15 protein-coding genes and 1 tRNA gene are annotated in these 18,024 nt (G+C 60.0%); 6 read left to right on the top strand and 10 right to left on the bottom strand.

Translation table 11 applies throughout. The annotated features are described in order from the left end of the window. Positions 1-73: 73 nt before the first annotated feature. Both P8R33_RS07695 and P8R33_RS07690 read right to left on the bottom strand, forming a co-directional pair. Entirely contained in the window at positions 74-1,453 is a 1,380-nt protein-coding gene (locus P8R33_RS07695) for a DEAD/DEAH box helicase (RefSeq protein WP_278328817.1), read from the bottom strand. Positions 1,454-1,580: 127 nt separating this feature from the next. Beyond that, entirely contained in the window at positions 1,581-2,150 is a 570-nt protein-coding gene (locus tag P8R33_RS07690) for a hypothetical protein (protein WP_278328396.1), read from the bottom strand. A gap of 160 nt (positions 2,151-2,310) precedes the next feature. On the opposite strand from P8R33_RS07690, the gene P8R33_RS07685 reads away from it, so the two are divergent. The 4 genes from P8R33_RS07685 to P8R33_RS07670 all read left to right on the top strand — a co-directional run bounded on the left by P8R33_RS07685 (position 2,311) and on the right by P8R33_RS07670 (position 6,812). Next, positions 2,311-3,759, top strand: coding sequence for an FAD-binding oxidoreductase (locus tag P8R33_RS07685; RefSeq protein WP_278328395.1), 1,449 nt, complete (start codon positions 2,311-2,313; stop codon positions 3,757-3,759). A gap of 68 nt (positions 3,760-3,827) precedes the next feature. Further along, positions 3,828-4,625, top strand: a complete 798-nt coding sequence (locus tag P8R33_RS07680; RefSeq protein WP_278328394.1) for a SapC family protein — start codon at positions 3,828-3,830, stop codon at positions 4,623-4,625. A 349-nt stretch (positions 4,626-4,974) separates the two neighbouring features. Beyond that, positions 4,975-6,015: a mannose-1-phosphate guanylyltransferase gene (locus P8R33_RS07675; RefSeq protein WP_347569041.1), complete on the top strand. Its 1,041-nt coding sequence runs from the start codon at positions 4,975-4,977 to the stop codon at positions 6,013-6,015. Then, complete coding sequence (locus P8R33_RS07670) at positions 6,012-6,812, top strand: class I mannose-6-phosphate isomerase (protein ID WP_278328393.1); 801 nt, start codon at positions 6,012-6,014, stop codon at positions 6,810-6,812. Before P8R33_RS07675 ends, P8R33_RS07670 begins: the two co-directional genes overlap by 4 nt. A gap of 198 nt (positions 6,813-7,010) precedes the next feature. Here P8R33_RS07670 and P8R33_RS07665 read toward each other — a convergent pair whose 3' ends face one another. Beyond that, a complete protein-coding gene (locus P8R33_RS07665) occupies positions 7,011-7,925 on the bottom strand; it encodes an N-formylglutamate amidohydrolase (RefSeq protein WP_278328392.1) in 915 nt (304 codons plus the stop codon). Positions 7,926-8,090: 165 nt separating this feature from the next. Here P8R33_RS07665 and cpdR point away from each other — a divergent pair, with 165 nt between their 5' ends. Beyond that, positions 8,091-8,477 carry a cell cycle two-component system response regulator CpdR gene (cpdR, locus tag P8R33_RS07660; protein WP_278328391.1) on the top strand — a complete coding sequence of 129 codons (387 nt, stop codon included), beginning with the start codon at positions 8,091-8,093 and terminating at the stop codon, positions 8,475-8,477. A gap of 80 nt (positions 8,478-8,557) precedes the next feature. Further along, positions 8,558-8,632, top strand: a tRNA-Val gene (locus P8R33_RS07655). Between the two features lie 214 nt (positions 8,633-8,846). On the opposite strand, the gene P8R33_RS07650 is transcribed toward P8R33_RS07655, so the two are convergent. From P8R33_RS07650 to P8R33_RS07620, 7 genes are all read right to left on the bottom strand, one after another. Further along, entirely contained in the window at positions 8,847-10,034 is a 1,188-nt protein-coding gene (locus tag P8R33_RS07650) for a polysaccharide pyruvyl transferase family protein (RefSeq protein ID WP_278328390.1), read from the bottom strand. Between the two features lie 126 nt (positions 10,035-10,160). Then, positions 10,161-10,958, bottom strand: a complete 798-nt coding sequence (locus P8R33_RS07645) for a glycosyltransferase family 2 protein (protein WP_278328389.1) — start codon at positions 10,956-10,958, stop codon at positions 10,161-10,163. Between the two features lie 80 nt (positions 10,959-11,038). Further along, complete coding sequence (locus tag P8R33_RS07640; RefSeq protein ID WP_278328388.1) at positions 11,039-12,337, bottom strand: sugar transferase; 1,299 nt, start codon at positions 12,335-12,337, stop codon at positions 11,039-11,041. A 235-nt stretch (positions 12,338-12,572) separates the two neighbouring features. Beyond that, a complete protein-coding gene (locus P8R33_RS07635; RefSeq protein WP_278328387.1) occupies positions 12,573-13,679 on the bottom strand; it encodes a hypothetical protein in 1,107 nt (368 codons plus the stop codon). A 61-nt stretch (positions 13,680-13,740) separates the two neighbouring features. Beyond that, a complete protein-coding gene (locus tag P8R33_RS07630) occupies positions 13,741-15,960 on the bottom strand; it encodes a GumC family protein (RefSeq protein WP_278328386.1) in 2,220 nt (739 codons plus the stop codon). A 2-nt stretch (positions 15,961-15,962) separates the two neighbouring features. Further along, a complete protein-coding gene (locus P8R33_RS07625; protein WP_278328385.1) occupies positions 15,963-16,643 on the bottom strand; it encodes a polysaccharide biosynthesis/export family protein in 681 nt (226 codons plus the stop codon). Next, entirely contained in the window at positions 16,636-18,006 is a 1,371-nt protein-coding gene (locus P8R33_RS07620) for an O-antigen ligase family protein (RefSeq protein ID WP_278328384.1), read from the bottom strand. The genes P8R33_RS07625 and P8R33_RS07620 overlap by 8 nt, the downstream gene beginning before the upstream one ends. Positions 18,007-18,024 lie beyond the last annotated feature (18 nt).

Here is an 18,024-nt window from a genome sequence, read left to right as displayed (position 1 = left end):
CCCGGCGGTGTCCGAGCGACGCTTTCGGATGTATCTATTGCCCGATCAAAGTAAAGCGAGCGTAAATCATGTTTCAGGTCGCCGAGACGTCCAGGAAGCCCGGAACCGGCCCATTCCAGTCGCCCGCATCGGCGGGCGTACTGTCGGCGGATGCCTTGCCTCGCCCCTTCGGCTCACGATCTCGTTTCGGCTTGGCATCCCGCTCCGCGTTCGCAGGCTTTGCCTTCGGCGGCGCTTGCTTCCGGTCCTTGCCTTTCTCCGAAGCCGCACCGTCATCGTTCACGTCATCGGCGTCGGCCCCCTTGTTCGCGCCGGGGGCCTTCAGCGCGACGCGCACATCCTTCTTGCCGAAGACGTCGATCTTCGAGCCGGTCAGCTTCTCGACATTCTCGATTGCTTCGGCATCTTCGGGGGCGACGAAGGTGAAGGCGCGACCCTTTGCCCCTGCCCGTCCCGTGCGGCCGATGCGGTGGACATAATCGTCCGGGTGCCACGGCGTGTCGAAATTGAACACGTGGCTGACGCCCTTGATGTCGAGCCCGCGCGCAGCAACGTCGGACGCCACGAGGATATTCACATCGCCCTTCTTGAAGCGATCGAGTTCCTTGAGGCGGCTCGACTGGTCCATGTCGCCATGGATTTCGCTCGAAGCGAAGCCGTGGCGCTGCAGGCTCTTGTTGAGCTCGCGAACGGTCGTCTTGCGGTTGGCGAAGATGATAGCAGTTTCGACCAGGTCGTTGTTGAGCAGCCAGCGCAGGGTCTCGCGCTTCTGGCGGCTCGTGACCGGCACCTTGAAGGCGGTAATGTCCTTGTTGGTCGTCGCCGCGCGGCTGACTTCGATCCGCTTGGGATTGTTGAGGAATTTCTTGGCCAGCTTCTCGATCGGCGGCGGCATGGTGGCCGAGAATAGCATGGTCTGGCGCTGTTCGGGCAGCTTGGAACAGATGAACTCGATATCGGGAATGAAGCCCATGTCGAGCATGCGATCGGCCTCGTCGATGACCAGAAGCTCGCAGCCATTGAGCAGGATCTTACCACGCTCGAACAGATCCATCAGGCGGCCCGGCGTCGCGATCAGCACGTCGACGCCTTCGTTCAGCGCCTTCACCTGATCACCCATCTGCACGCCCCCGATGAGGAGGGCGAGCTTAAGGTCATGGTTCTTGCCATATTTCTCGAAGTTTTCCGCCACCTGCGCCGCCAGTTCGCGGGTCGGTGCGAGGATCAACGAACGCGGCATCAGGGCGCGACGCCGGCCGCTGGCCATTATGTCGATCATCGGCAAGACGAAGCTCGCCGTCTTGCCGGTGCCGGTCTGCGCGATGCCGATGATGTCCTTCATCATCAGCACCGGCGGAATGGCCTCGCGCTGAATGTCGGTCGGCTCGGTATAGCCGGCTTCGTCGACTGCCTTGAGCAAGTCAGGGGAAAGGCCGAGATCGGCAAAGGTCATGCGCGTCAAATGTATCCCTGGATTTGGTGCCGGTCGCATGGCGCAAGAATGCGCCATCGGCAGGCCGCGCCCTTTGCGGTTTCGGGCGGTAAAGTCAAGATAAGCGCGGCCTTGCGCGCCGGTTTGCCTAGTCGCGTGGCCGAACGGCAACGAGCCGGTTCATCTCGGAAATCCGGCACTTCGCACCCGCCCGCGACATCAACCGGTCGCGATCTACACAGAGCTGACCGTCATCACTGCGCTCAACATAGAAGCCGAGATAGAAATCGCGGGGGCTACAAGCCTTTTCCAGCTGTGCGGAAATCAGGCTGCGGTCGCGCATATAAATGATGAGGCGGCTTCCGCGGTCGGACACGCCGACGATGCCGTTGGCCGGGAGGCAATCGCCCATCGGCCGCTCCACCAACTGCGTCGCGACCGGTTGGCGCGGCAACTGCGAAAGTAGATTGCTCCGTGCGCGGCTGGGCTGAGGGCTGATCCGCAAGATCACACGGCGCTCGATCCGGACCTGGTTGGCGATCGGCGGCTTCGAGAGGTCCGCCAGCCCGTGCCATGGCGGCAGGCGTTCGGACATGTCGTCACGCGACATCGGCCCGGCCTGTTCCTGCGCCTGCCGCGCAACCTCGTCTGCCCGCACATCGTCGGATGTGGCTGCCAGCGGAAGCAGCAGAGAGAGGATGACGGAAACAAATGGCATTGGCGCGTTCGGTCGGCTCCTGTGCCGCAAAATACTCGCGGCTCGCTCATCAGCGACGGATGCCCCCTTGCCCCCATGCGCTTGAATATCCGCTTAATTGATCGAGCCGCGATAGCAAGGCGGTGGCGTTTGCCCGCCAACCTGTGGCAAGGATGCCGCGATGTCCGATACGCAAGCCTTCATCAATGAAGCCATTGGCCTGCTCGGGTCGCGCGGCTTTACTACCGATCCCGAGCTGGTCACGCCCTGGCTAACCGACTGGCGCGGTCGCTATACCGGCAAGGCGGTCGGCCTCGCTTCGCCCTCCTCCACAGAAGAAACCGCGGCTTTCGTGAGATTGTGCGCCCGCCACGGGGTCCCAATCGTACCGCAGGGGGGGAATAGTGGCATGTCCGGCGGCGCAACCCCCGACGAGAGCGGAGCGCAGGTCTTACTGTCGCTGCGCCGCATGGACACGATCCGCGAGCTCGATACGCGCGCCCGACAGGTCACTTGCGATGCAGGGGTTATCCTTCAGACCTTGCACGAAGCAGCAGCGGCGGAGCGCATGCGCTTCCCGCTCACCCTCGGGGGAAAGGGTTCGGCCACGATAGGCGGCCTGATCTCGACCAATGCGGGCGGCACACAGGTGCTGCGCCATGGCACGATGCGCGCGCAGGTGCTGGGGATCGAGGCGGTGCTGGCCGATGGTTCTGTCTTCGACGCGCTTACACCGCTCAAGAAGGACAATCGCGGCTTCGATCTCAAGCAGATGCTGATCGGATCGGAGGGCACGCTGGGCATCGTCACGGGCGCGACCTTGCGCCTGCTGCCGGAAATCGGTGAGCGCCTAGTCGCCTGGGTCGGCCTGCCAACGATCGGCGCGGCGCGCGAACTGTTGCTGCATTGCGAGGATGCTGCGGGCGAAATGCTGGAAGGGTTCGAGGTCCTGCCAGCACATTGCCTTGAATCCGTAATCGCCCACCTACCCGATGCGCGAGCACCACTTGCCGGGAGCCACGCATGGCATGCGCTGATCGAACTGGTCGGCACTGCGGACGCCGAAGATGCAGTGCGCGCGGCGGCTGAAAAGATGCTCGCGGAAGCATTCGAGAGAGACTTGCTCGAGGACGCGGTGTTTGCCGCCAACGAAGCACAGGCCGATGCCTTCTGGCTGCTGCGCGATTCGATAGCGCCTGCCGAGCGCGCGATCGGCCCGGCGATGCAGCACGACATTTCGGTACCCGTCGCTGCGATGGCGAAGTTCGTCGAAGAAGCCAGCCCGCAAGTTGAAGCCAAATTCCCCGGCACACGTGCTGTCGGCTTCGGCCATCTCGGCGACGGTAACATCCACTTCCATGTGCTCGCCCCGGCGGGTGCCACCCGCGGCGCATGGGAAGCCGACGAGGGCAAGCGCGTCAGCGCCTTCGTTCACGACCTTGTCGACGAATTCGGCGGTTCGATCAGCGCAGAGCACGGGATCGGGCAAGTGAAACGCGACGAGCTGGGCCGGCTTGGCGACCCCGTCGCGCTTGCCATGATGCGCAGCGTCAAGCAGGCGCTCGACCCCGATGGTCTGCTCAACCCGGGCAAACTTGTGCCGCTTGCGAAAGACCACGCGACCGCTTAAAGCGCTGCGCATCACGCGCGCGTGCCCAGGCGCATGCCCGTCCATTCCTTTGTTTTCGGAGATTTTCCATGGCCAGCGCGCCGCAGCCGAACCTGCCCCTCTTTTACAACGACCTGATGCCGCTCAACAGCAATGATCACGCGGATCTGAAGACGCGCCCGGTCGATCTGGCTCCGTGGCTTTCGAAGCAGCACGCCGTTCCGCTCACGGTCGACGAGTTCGTCCAGGCGCAGCGCCAGCTTCCGATCGTGTTTTCGGCCGGGGACAGCCCTCTTCCGCTGGCGCTGTTCGCGCTCAACGAAGGCGTGAACACCTATGTCGACGAAACCGGTAAGGTCACCGAACCCGTATATCTTCCGGCATATATTCGCCGCTATCCCTTCATGCTCGCCCGCCTGCGTCCCGATGCGGAAGAATTGTCGCTTTGCTTCGACCCCACCGCCGATTCGGTCGGTGAGTTCGATGACGGCGAGCGTCTGTTCGACGACAAGGAGCCGAGCCAAGCGACCAAGGGCATTCTCGAATTCTGCGAGAGCTTCGAACAGGCCGGCCAGCGCACGCAAGCCTTCATGACCGAAATCAAGGATGCGGGATTGCTAATGGACGGCGAAGTCTCGATCCAGCGCCCGGGCGAAGACAAGCCTTTCATCTATCGCGGCTTCCAGATGGTCAATGCAGAAAAACTGCGCGAGCTGCGCGGCGACCAGCTGCGCAAGTGGAACGAAAGCGGGCTGCTGCAGCTCATCTTTGCCCACCTGTTCTCGCTCGAACAGATGCGTGTGCTGTTTGCACGCCAGACCAACCAGGGCACCGCACCGCAGCCGCAGGCGCAGCTCAACGGTGTAGACGGGTCCACCACCGCCTGATTGGCGCAATCTATGGGGGGCGGTCGGGCTTGGCTTGGCTGCCCTTTTTGCTGCGCCGAATGCAGCAATGGCGCAGGTTGCCGAAACCGCCGAGCGCGGATATCACCCGCTCGAAGTCTTCCAGCTGCGCGCACGCACGATGGATGGGACGAGCGGGTGGAGTTCATCGAAGCCGAACTCCCGCTGATTGCCGCTGCGCAAGCCACGACCGGCAAGGCCGACTGGCGTACGCATTTCACGCGGTTGCTGCCGCCACAATAGCTGGCATCGTGGCGGATAATCGCCCTCGCACCTTTTCCTTCGCCATCTGTTCTGCCAACCCTTCCAAAATGATGGGCTTGCGGAGCGAATGATGGCCGAAATCGTGCCGGTTGTGTTGTGTGGCGGGAGCGGGACGAGGCTCTGGCCGCGCAGCCGCGCGACGAGGCCCAAGCCGTTCATTCCGCTGCTTGGAGAGAATACGCTTTATCAGGCGACCCTCGAGCGGTGCGCCGATCGCAGTGTCTTCGGTGCACCGATCGTGGTGGTGGGTGAGAAGCACCTCGAATTCGCGCGACCACAAGCGCAGGCGATTACGCGCGACGTCCATTTCATCGTCGAACCCATGGGCCGCAACACGGCGCCTGCGATCGCGCTGGCGGCGCACGCGCTGGACCCGGACAAGATCATGCTGGTGTGCCCCAGCGACCATCACATTCGCGACCCGGACGCGTTCGTCACAGCGGCACGGTCCGCAGCCGACCTTGCAGCGCAGGATTGGCTGGTTTCCTTCGGCATCGAGGCGACATCGCCGGAAACCGGCTATGGCTATATCCGCCGCGGCGAGGCGCTCACAATTGGCTTCCGGGTTCACAGCTTCGTGGAAAAGCCGGACCTCGATACGGCCATGAAATTCCTGGCGCAGGGCGACTATGCGTGGAACGGCGGCATATTTGCTTTTCGGGCCGGCCATTTCCTCACCGAGTTGGAGCGGCACCGTCCGGAGCTTGCCGAGCAGACGAAAGCGGCCTTCGAAGCGCACGCCGTAGATGGCGATGCCTTGCGGCCCGATGCAGATCTGTTCGCCGCGATCAACGGCGAGTCGGTGGACTACGCGGTCATGGAAAATACCGAACGCGCTGCGATGGTGGATGCCACCATGGGCTGGTCGGACATCGGCAATTGGGACGCGCTGCTGCAAAAGCGCGGCACCGACGATGCGGCGAACGTGGTCATCGGCAATGGCGAAATCATCGGCGCGACCGGAACGATGATCGACAGCGACGGCCCCCACGTAACGGTCGTGGGAGCGGACAACCTCGTGGTCGTGGTTGACGGGGACGATATCCTGGTCACGGCCCGCGGCGCCGTCCAGCGCGTGGGAGAAGCCAGCCGGTGCAAGACCCAATGATCCGCAAGCTGCCACGTCGCTTCGTCGAGAAGATCTGGGGCGTGGACCGGCTGCCGCCCCCCTTCCCCCACCCGTCCGAAGATCGCATCGGCGAAGTGTGGTTCGACCCGCCGGAGGAGCTACCGCAGCTACTGGTTAAATACATCTTCACGAGCGAACGCCTGTCGGTCCAGGCCCATCCGGACGACGATCAGGCCGAGGCCATGGGTTATGGCAGAGCAGGCAAAAGCGAATGCTGGGTCATTCTCGACGCCGAACCGGGCGCCACGATCGCTGTCGGCTTCCATCGGGAGATTACGCCCGAAGTCCTGCGCGAAGCTGCTCTCGACGGCTCGATCGTCGAGCATCTTGTCTGGCACGAGGTAGAGGCCGGAGACGCGTTCTACATTCCCGCAGGAACGGTGCATGCGATCGGCGGCGGTGTTTCACTGATCGAAGTCCAGCAAAACAGCGATTTGACGTTCCGTCTGTTCGACTATGGTCGCCCACGTGAATTGCATCTCGACGAAGGCCTGCAGATCGCGGATGTCGGATCCTATCCAAATTCGCTGCGCCGAAATCTGTCGGGAAAAGGCCAGCTGCTCGTCGACGGCCCGCATTTTCGGCTTTTCCATGCGAGAGGTATGCATCACCCTGAAGGGCTCGAAAGCGGCCCGGCGCTCGTCATTCCATTCTCGAGCGAAGTGCTCCTCGGCGAAGAAAGCCTCGAATGCGGAGAGTGCGCACTCGTTTCGGACGTGACCAAGGTGGCACTTGGCGGCACCGGGATCGCGCTGATCGCCCAACCCTCGCGATAGACGGACGAACTGCGCCGATTCTGCGCCGGATGACCTGAATTTTGGTCCGGACGCGATCTTGAAAGCGCCGTTCGAATGCCCATTTTAAGCGCGTCGGGCAGTGTTCCCCTCATAGCCTGCCCGATCGGTGCACGAGAGTGCACCTCCTCCCTGAACCTTGGCCACCCCGTGCACTTCACGCGGGGTGGTTTTTTCCTGTCACTCCGCAGCCTGGAGAAACTCCCCCGGCGGCACGATCTGCTTGAGCTCGGCACCGAGAAGAGCGACCAGCCCAGCGACCAGGCGCGCGATCGCAGGAAGTTTGGGCGTCGGGCGATCAAGGGCTGCATCGAGATACAGACTGCGACAGATTTCCACTTGCATAGCGTGTATTCCGCGTCGCGGATGTCCGTGTCGGTCAAGGATATACCCGCCGGCATAGGGTCGATTGCGTGCGCTGCGGCGCCCCTTGCCGGCAAGAAAACCAATAGCTGCGTCAGACAGTACTGCTGCGCATGAGGCGCCGAAGCGATCGCCAATTACGAATTCCGGAGCGCCTTCTTCCGTAGATAGAGGATTAAGCGGCGGCATCGAATGCAAATCGATCAGCAACGCCATTCCATGAACGTCATGCAACCTCTGCAACTCGGCTTGGATCGCCGAATGGTAAGGACCATGAATGCCATCGATACGTCGGTCGATTTCGGTTTGGTCGACCGGCTGACGCCAGATCTCGCCAACTCCCGAGATCCGCCGCGGTATCAGTCCCAAGCCGTGGCGGGAGCGGTAGGTCGCGCGAGCGTTTCGTTTAGCCGTCCCGCGGGCATTAGCGACCATTCCCCAATCTATGTCATCTGTGGACCGGTTGAGGTCGATCATCGCTCTCGGCGCGTGCGCCTTGAGAAGGCTTACGTTCAATTGCTCTGCTATCGAGTCGGCAATGTCCCCGACCCGGCGATCCTCGAGCCGCACGCAGGTAAAGGAGGGGGAACGCATCATTTTGATGACGGACGGAGGGTAGGTCCGGCCGTCATGGGGCACGGCCAGCAGAATCGGCGGAGCGCTGCCGCTACCCCGTTCGAGGGTGAAGGCTGCCGCATTGTCGAAACCGGGAATGGTGCCGCCTGGATGCATCGATGCAACTTAGACACGGCGAACCGGATTGCAAAATTTAAGGGCTATTTGCGAAATGAGCGCTGACGACCCCATCCCATCCGATCTGGCGATGCTGGTGTTTACGAGGCTTAGGAAAATTCAGGATACATGGTTTTTTAAACGGTTTCGGAGTATCAGGCCGAAATGAGCCCGACCAATTCCCCGACGATCCTTCTAGCCGAAGATGACGATGCGATGCGCGTTTATCTCGAGCGTGCTCTGGTTAATGCGGGTTACACCGTCGATGCCGTCGATCGTGGTACGAAGGCCATTCCCTTGCTGGAAGCTGGCGATTACGATCTGTTGCTTTCGGACATCGTCATGCCGGAGATGGACGGGATCGAGCTTGCGCAACATTGCAATGAAACGAGCCCCAAGACCAAGGTGATGTTCATTACGGGATTTGCCGCTGTAACTCTCAAGGCGAGTCGCGAACAGCCACAAGCGAAAGTGCTGTCCAAACCCTTTCACCTGCGTGATTTGGTGATGGAGGTCGAGCGCGTTCTCGGAGAACAGGTTAGCGCCTTTTAACGCCCGGATTTTTTGCCTTGCGCGGGGCTCTAAGCCTCGCTAAACGGCCGCCCTGCCCCAAGGACGGGCACCCGATGAGTGGGCGTATAGCTCAGTGGTAGAGCACTATGTTGACATCGTAGGGGTCCCAAGTTCGAACCTTGGTACGCCCACCATCGATAGCTGATTTTTTCGAGAACATCCGCTGCTGTGGGTCAGGCAGTGATTTTGCTCGCCGGCGCGATGTTGCGCCACCGTAAGCCATAGGATTTCCCAGATCATTTGCACGATCGACGCGTGATTATGGCGCTCGATCCGCTTTGGCGTCCCCAAAACCAGCGAGACGGGCGAAAGATCGAAGACCGCAAAGAGACTTGATAGCGCAGATATCTATTGCGCGATCATGCTTTCGCACAACGCTTTGAAATCGGCCCGCAAACCTGCACTCTTCCTCTCCAGCGTTGTGATTATGCGTGGCTTGTCCCGCAAGACCGCCTGGAACGTGTTCTCAAGAGCCTCGCTGTTCAAGTCTCTCGTTTCGATGACGTAGTCGTCATGCCCGAACAGGAACCGATTAAGGCGGGGAGCCTTGGCCGAATAGCCGATCGAAACGGTAGGCGTGGCGCTGGAGAAACCTGCGATAGTCACATGCGTTCGCACGGCCATTACGACATCGGCAACAGCGACGATGCCCTTGAATTGCGACGCGCTGTACTCCTCTGACACAAACTCGACGCGCCCGTCGGCTATGTAAGGCGCGAAAAGCTTGCGCATGACCGAACTGTCGGAACTCGTTCCGGTATTCACATGGCTCAGAAGCTGAATCGCATAACCTTCGGCAAGCCGACGCTCGACGAAGTCCAGCAATGCTTTGTCGGCTACCGCCGCTTCAGCGTCCCTATAGACATACGGGCTGACGTTAAGGACCAGGCTAGGACCATCGTTCGCAACCTCCCGGTCGCCCGGAGCAGTAATCGGTAGACTGAAGGCAGGATCTCCCGTCAGCGTCGCTTCCAAACCCTGCTCTTCGAGATACTTTCGCGATTCCGGCTCGCGCACCGAAATTCTTTGCAGTTTCCTGAGCTTTTCGACAACCCTTCGCTCAAGCGGCCGGCAGCTCGAGAAAGGTCCGACCGTCGCGCACCAGATTTCCTGGTGTTTTCCGAGCTCGGCGATCTGATCGATCTGCGCAGTGTTCGAGACGAGCCCCGCATAGGAATAGTCGTAAGAGAAATTGTCGCCACCGATATGGAGGACGCGATCACTGTCACTGAGCGCCTGCCACGCATCCTCGTGCCAGTCCATGCGATCTGGCACCCATTTCGACGCCAGCGACGGGAAGTAGCGCATCGCGCGGTTCCAAACGCGGATCGAGGTTGGCAACGTCGGAGCGGGTACGAATGTGTAGTTGGTAAAATCGTAACGATTTAGCGCTTCCCGGTCGCGGTCCATATCCATGGACGGAATGTAAAAATGCACACCGGGTTCGGCATCGCTTACCATGGCCATGGTCGATACGACGAGTGCTTCGCATCCCCGATTGGCGAGGGTCTGTTGGCCAGCAAGAAAGATTTTCACCTGGCGCTCTCCACGATGTCGATCGACTTACAGTCGAGGTCAAAAACCGAGCTAGTCATATTCTGTCCGAATTTCCTTCTTCCGACCGATCAGGTCGGGCTTTGAATGCTTGCGCGGTGTCGGAGATCAAGCTCGCTGAGCCTTGAGACTGCTTTTTGCCAGACCAGCGAAATTTCCAAGATGTCGGCGTAGAAGCGCCAAGTGTTCGGCGATGGTCAGGCGGTTCGATAGCTGAAATCGGATCTGATGCCTTAGCAGTTCGGAATAGAGGGCACGGCGGTCCGAGGTAAGGCGCCCCGTGGTTCTGCGCCGCAGATAATAGGCGGTTTCAGTAGTGGCGACGATCTTCCCGCCGCCTTTCAGGATCGACAAGAGAAAGAGAAAGTCCTCGCCGCGACGGATAGCGGCAGGATATTCCAGTCCCGCCCGCCCAAGCTTGCTGCGATCCAACAGGGGTTTCAAGCTACCCAAATCGTATCGGATCATGTCCAGGGCGGTGAGCGCTCGCCTGCTGCCGTCCATCGGCACTCGATCCAGGCGGCGCCATAGCGTCTCTCCGGTGTCGTTATGGAACGCCCGCAGATCGTCGACCACCGCCGTGGCATCGGTTTCGCGCATCACCGCCTTCAACCTGTCCAGACGATCCGGCGGAATCTCGTCGTCAGCATCGATCATTGCACACAGGTCGTTCGAGGCGTTCTCTAGGCCGGTATTGCGCGCTACGGAAGGACCACTGTTCTGTGCCAGTGTAATGACACGAATTTCGGGAATGCAGAGGGCCTCGATCGTCGCCAAGGTGTTGTCGCTCGATGCATCGTCGACAACGATGATCTCTGCAGCACCGGCAGCCTTGATGCTGCGCAAGCAATCGGAGATGAACTCCGCATCGTTGTGCGCCGCGACTATCGCTGTGATGTCCGTCATTGTAAGCCTTAAATCTTCATCGGAAATCTGCGCGCCACGCCTGTGCGCTCGCACGCATCGCCCTCGTCGGCGCCGCCCTACTAGAAAGCGCGATCGTGAACCAGCACCTTTGCCGTCATCAGGATGATCCACAGATCGCCGAGCGCGGACCAGTTTGCGATATATTCCAGGTCGGCGTTGAGGCGGGACGACAATTGGTGCTCTTCGTCGGTAGCACCCCGCAAACCACGGATTTGCGCCAAGCCCGTAAGGCCGGGCCGCAGCGAATGTCGATGCCAGTATTCGGACTCGATTTCCCAGAACAGTCGTTTTCCGGCGGTGGAACCAAGCGCATGCGGTCGTGGCCCGACAAGGCTCATGTCGCCGCGCAAGACATTGATCAGCTGCGGGAGCTCATCGATGCTCGTCCGGCGGATAAAACGGCCCACCCGGGTGATCCGGTCATCGTCCTTGGATGCCGACCTATTCCCATCGCTGTCGAGTTTCTCGACCGACATCGAGCGGAATTTCAGAACATCGATGAACCGGTTCGTCCGCCCCATTCGCCGCTGCTTGAAAAAGATCGGCCCTCCATCTTCGAGCTTGATGGCTAGAGCCACGATCAAAAATACCGGGCTGAGTAACACGAGGCCGACCGAGGCGAAGCCGACATCCATCGCCCGCTTGGTGAAACGAGCCCGAAAACCAAGCGGTCGGGACGAAACGACGAGCGACACCAGATTGCCGACATGCCTCAGACCGATTGGTCTAAGCTCGCTGAGAGATCCCGACACGATTTCGCCTTCTACCCCGGAAGCCCGGAGGATAGACGCCCATTCGCTCCGCTTTTCCACCGGACAGCTGACGATAACCCGGTCCGCTCCGTAAATCGAAGATCCCAGCCGATCGAGCGACATCGGATCGTACGGCGATACGCCGAGATCCTCGGCATCGAGTTCGAGTAGGGCCGTCCCGTCCGACTGGATCTCTGGGCCGCCGTCGTAGATAATGACGACCCCGTCTATTTCAGGGAGATATCGTGGAATGATCCAACGATGGGAAACGTACCGTGCACCAATCAGGTATGCAATCGCAACCAGTGTACCGGCCGTAACCAAAAGGCGCGAGATATCGGCAGACGCCTTCGTATAGAAGGTAATGAAAATCAGTATAGCGGAAGACGAAACGGCCGCAAGCGAGATCGAGCGGACCGAATAGCCGAGATCGGTTAATGCCTTGATCGAATAGGCCGCGCTGTAGATGGCGAGAACGGAAAATAAAGTCAGGAAAATCAGCACGTGGTTCAAGATAAATTCGACACGGGCCTGATCGAAATATATCCAACCGACGACAAAAAAACTTGCCGCACATCCGACCAAATCGGTGGCGAGATTCGTCAAATGGAATAGCAGCCTTCGTTGCTCGAGCCCTCTAACCGGGATCGCACTCGGCATTTCGAGATTCTCTGTACGTCGAAGCATTTACCTACTCGTCGGGACCAACTGCCGCCCTAGCGGTCAGAATACAGCCCCAGCTATGTCCCCATGGCAAGCGTTTGATTTAAAAGCCAATCCTAAATCGATTTCCAGCGTAGATAGCTCGGCCTTTCGAAGACTGCGGCCAGAGCTCATGTCGTCAATCGACCCTGACGGCGAGGATCGTGTCGCTCCCTGGCGTCGCCAGTAATCTGAGCATCTGCACCTCGCAGCCTTGCGGCGGCACGGTCAGCGTCCAATCTGCCCCAGTCGATTCCGTGGCGACATCTGAACTCTCTTCACCCAGGCACTGAAGAACGGGTGAAACTTCCGAACGGCGCGATGGACGGCGTGACGTGGCCGCCGATTCAGTGATAGCGAGGGTGTACGTGCCTGGGTCCAGAACCAGGAAACGTTCTGCTATCACTCTGTTGAGACGAGAGTTATTTGCAAATTGCAAAGATGGCTGTCCATTACTCCCGGTAGCTACAAAGCTGCTCAGGCCTGATGCGCGCGGGTAACGCCACGCGAAGGGGTCGCTATCGGCTGTTCGGCTCGCGAAAAGGAACTTATTTCCGGTTGCCACGGCACCGTCACGACATTGGTCTATCCAAACCTGCATCGCACTCTCGCGATGTCCGGCCCTGAGCAACCTCTCGGTCGCCAGATTGAAGGTTTCGCAATTGACCTCCTCTGTCGCCGCCGCACTCCGCACCATGATGTCTGCGAATTGATCCGGCGGCAGAAGGGCCAGCCCGCCCCGCATAAACTGTCGCAAGCCCATCTGATCGGCTGCGAATTGCGCGGCAAGTTCTTGCCGCCCGCGCGGGAAGGAGGCCAGCTGCACCAATTGCTGGTCAAAAAAATCGTGATTGCGGCGCATCTTGCGCAAAGCGGTCAGACGCTGGGCAACGACGTCCCAATCCTCCACCGAAAGCCCGGCCTGAAGTATAATGAGCTGTGCGAGGGGATCCCGCCAGCCTCGCGCGGCGGACGCGAAGATGGCCCGCTCGGCCTTCAAACTGTCTCCTTCGAGAGCATAAGCTCTCGCCAGTCGCGAAAAGCTTTCCGACGCCGTCGGCCGCTCCAGCGCCAATGCCTCGCTTGCCCGCACGGCTGGCGCGCCCATCTCGTTGGCGAGCGCCGTTTCCGCCGCCACGGCATAGGCCAGCCCCTTGAAGGGAGGGAAAACAAGTCGGGCTAGTTCCGGATCGTCTTCTACCGCGTAATCGAGCTGGACCCCTACGCAGACGACAGCGAGCGCCAAGGCGAAGACATAAACTCCGATGCGTTGGACGACGCTGCGCGAAGAGCGACGTTTGGGCGTGTTAGTCCTCGCCATACGCATAGTAGCCGTAACCGTAATAAGAATAGGAACCACCGGCCGCGTCGGGGTCGAACTTGGTCAGGACTACACCCAGCAGCGGTGCGTCGACCAGCTGAAGACGTCGATGGCTCGCCTTTACGGACCCACGCTGGCCTCTGGAAGAGTCGACCACCAACAAGGCACCATCCACTTTCGCTGACCATGTCACGGCATCTGAAAGGCCTAGGACCGGAGGACAGTCGACAATGACGACATCGTACCGCGATCGCAGTTCGTCCAACACGCCCTCAAGCCTCGGGCTACCAAGAAGCAAGGAGGGATCCGGCGGGATCGGCATCGCCGTCATGTAGTGGAGATGTTCCACCTCGGACGGCAGCAACACCTCATCGACGGTTTTGTGGCCTCCGAGCACCTCGGTCAACCCCGATTGATCAGGCTTTCCGATAGCCTTGTGCAGAGTCGGTCGGCGCAAGTCGCCATCGACCAACACGACCGATTTCCCGAGCCGCGCAATCGAGCGGGCGATCGCATTCGAAGTGGTCGTCTTGCCTTCCGACGCCTGTGCAGACGTGACCATCAACACATCCGGAAGACCGGTCGACGTCGCATAGAACAGGTTCGTAACAAGCGACTGATAGGCTTCGTTGATCGAAGATTTCGGATCGTCCCGAGCCTCTGCCAGTTCGTCCGCATCTTCCGCGCGCGGAATAAGCCCGAGCATCGGCATGCCCAGCTTGCGCTCCACGTCTTCCGGCGAACGAACGACATCATCGAAGTGCTCACGCAGAGCGACATAGCCGGCCGCGAACAGACCGCCGCCCAGAAGCGACAAGATCAGGTTGATCAGTAGGCTGGGTGAAGTCGGCTTGCGCGGCACCTCTGCGCGATCGACGATCGAGACATTGTTCGAGGTCGCACCTGCGGTCGCGTTTAACTCGTTGAACCGGCTCAAGAGGGTGTCGTACAGCGAACGGTTGGTGTCGGCGACCCGCTTCAACACGTTGTACTGGACACCGCGATCCTGTTCATCGAGCGCAGCCGAACGCAATTGTTCGACCTGGCCGGTGAGTGCTCGCTCCCGATCGATCGCAGATTGGTATTGAGTCCGTACGGAATCCTTGATCGATCGGCCCACCTGATTGATTTGCTCGTCGATCCTGTCGACCTGGGCCGACAGGGCGATGACGGTCGGGTGCCCATCGAGATGGCGTGCGCGCTCTTCCGCAAGCTGCGCTTCTGCTTCGCTCTTCTGGCGCAGCAGCCCTTGAATGGCAGGATTTTCGAGGACCTGCGGGATGGACATGAGCGGTTGATTGGCGATGTTCTGCCAGGATTCCTGGGCCGCAATACGTCCCGCACGCGCCGAACCCGCCGCGCTGTTCAGCGATATCAGTGTATCGTTGGTCACGGAGAGCGTGCCGCCCTGCCCTTCGCCGCTCTCGCTATTAAGCCGGATAAGCCCGGCTGCACGCGAATACTGGTTCAGTTCCCTCTCCGACTCGGCGAGATTTTCGCGCGCTTCCTCGAGCTGCTGAGCGAGGAATTCGCGCGCATATGACGAACTGTCGAAACGACGGTCGAGATTGCCGGCAATATAGTTTTCGGCGATCGAATTGCTCAAGCGCGCGCTCAACGCCTGATCGGTCGTTTCGACGCTGATCGAGACGATCCTGCTGTCGATCGGCAGCGTAGCGGTCATGTTTTCCTGCAGCAGATCGATGGCGACGTCTTCGCGAAGGTCGGCGAGGCCTTCGGGCCCCGTGTAGCTATCCTCCATCGTCTCCTCTGTCGGATATTCGCCGCCAAGCGCGTCGAAATACAAAGGATCAGTGCTCAGACCTTCGTTCTGAATCACCTTCTCGGCCAGCGCACGGCTCTGGATGATATCCACCTGCGTTTGAAGAAAGCGCTCTGCATCCTGCGGCGCGACCGAAGGTTGCGTATCCGAACCTTCGATAATCTGGTCCGCTTCCTGTTCCACCAGCACCCGTGAGGTCGCTGTGTAAACGGGGGTCATCAGCAAGGTGGCAATGACACCAAGAATGATAGCGACCACGAAAAAGGCCACGATTGCGAGCCAGTGACGGCGCAATGCGAAAAGCACCGCCGAAAGGTCGAAGCCGAGAAGATTGCCGTCCTGCTCATCGCCGTCGGCATGCTGCGGCTGATTATAAAGAGGCAAACGGCGACCGTGCGGCACCGCTGAAGCGGTTTGGTCCATGATCAGAGTGTCCTGAAGATGTTGAAGAGCGGCGCTGCCTGAAGCAGATCACGATAGGTGCCCTTTAGGGCCGAGAAGCCGACGACGATCTTATCCCCGCCGAGGATCTCCGGATCCGGAGCCTTACCCTCGCGAATTGCCTGAAGGTCGAAAACCGCGCCCATCGGCTGATTGTTGATCGTCCGGAGGACGACGATTTGATCGACGACCGCGACCCGGGTGAGCCCCTTAGCTCGCGCGATCGATTCCAGCAGGCTCGAGCTGCCGGATATTTCGTAAACTCCCGGCTCGTTAACATTACCTTCCACGGTCACGCGCTGCGCAGCGGATTCTGTCACACCGACGACGACTTGCGGCGAGCGCAAATAATTCTCGCCCAAGCCTGCCTCGAGCTCCTCGCTCAGTTGATAAGGCGTTTTCCCGACAGCCTGAATTTGCCCGATTAACGGAAAGTTGATCGATCCGGATGCATCGACCTGGATTTCATCGAAACTGAGATCCGGTTCCTGGAACACCCGGACGGAGAGCACATCGAGAACCCCGATCCGGTAGCTGTCTCGAAGGCCGGACGTGGCCGCCGGAGGCATCACGGCATAGGCCGCCTGACCGGTCGGCAGATCGGCTGCAGGCTTGAAACACGCTGACAACGCGAAAGCCAGAAAGAGAACCAGACCCCTAAGCACCAGCCATTTCCTTTTCCCTATCTCTTTCTGCTTGTCGAGCAGAAGCGAGCAAACCCAAAATCATGCCGGCGACACATAACAACGCCTGATTTCGCAACGGATAGTCGAGAAGCGATTGCGCTGCAAAACCACCTGCTGCGGCGAGGTAGAATGCCCGCGAAAATTCCTGCGACCCCGGAGCCCTGTAAATGCGGAAAGCCATATAGGCAGCCCAACTGAACAGAACCAGAATACCGACGACCCCTGCCTCGATCAACAACTCGAGATAATCCTGGTGCGCCCGACCGGCGCGGGCCGGATAGAGAGTTTCAAGGGATTCGTCCAACTGAAATACCTCGTCGAAAGTGCCCATTCCACTTCCAACGGGGAAAAACCGCTCTGCCGATTTACGCGCGTCCGACCACAGTGCGGGCCTGAGGTTCGCCGTCGTTTCGAAGCGATTGATCGTTTGGGCCATGCGGTCGTTCGAGCTGATTGCCAGCGCCGCGATACCCGAACCTGCCAGGATGACACCTGCGACTGCGACGAGGCCGACTGCCCGGTTGCGGGCGAAGCGGGTCTGCGCGACAAGATGAAAGCCAAGCAATCCGAGCGGGAGGATCATCAGCGCCAAGCTGGAACGCGACTGCGTGAGGATGATCGAAACGGCTATCACCAACCCTAGCGCGACGGCGACGGCCAGCACCGCCCGGCGCAAGCGCAATACCGCCGATACCTCTATGAGAGCGCACAGCGCGACGACCAGAAGAAGCCCGGTCGAGTTGTGATTGGCAAAGAAGCCATGGAGATAACTGCTGCTTCCGGACTCGTGGAGCTCCAGTCCTCCACCCGCCAGAAGTTGCATGGCACCGAGCGCGGCGTTTGCCAAACCTGCGATGACCAGCATGATCAAGGCGAACCGTGCGCCTTTGCGATGCAAAGAGGCTGCCAGCAGAAATACGACCACAGGAGCGACAAGGCCACTGAGCGCAAGCAAGGTAATATTAGGCACCAGAGAGACAGGCGCCCAACCAAGGCCTCCGGCCGCAAGCTCCTGCGCTTCGACCAGTACGTCGCGGCCGGGCAGCTGGGTCCAGATTGCGGGCGGGAGCGGAACAAGCTGCAGCAAAGGAACCGCGATCGTGGCGCCCAGGATCAATTTTCCGGTGAGACCGATCCTTTGCCAGCCTTCCGAAATCCGGTCGAATTCCCACGCGAATGCGGCAAGGGCCGCAAGCTGGATGAACAGATTCGACAGATTAGCGCCGCGACCACCGCCGCCGAGGACGAGCGCAAACACAAAAAACGCCCACAGGACGCGGTATTCGACCAAAGCGTTTCGCGCATCCGCAAACATAGCCTGGTTTTGTGTTTTCTTACGCAATTCGCACCTCGGTCGACA

Source organism: Qipengyuania flavescens, assembly GCF_029688735.1.
Taxonomy (GTDB): Bacteria; Pseudomonadota; Alphaproteobacteria; order Sphingomonadales; family Sphingomonadaceae; genus Qipengyuania.
This window is presented reverse-complemented; position numbering and strand designations above follow the sequence as displayed.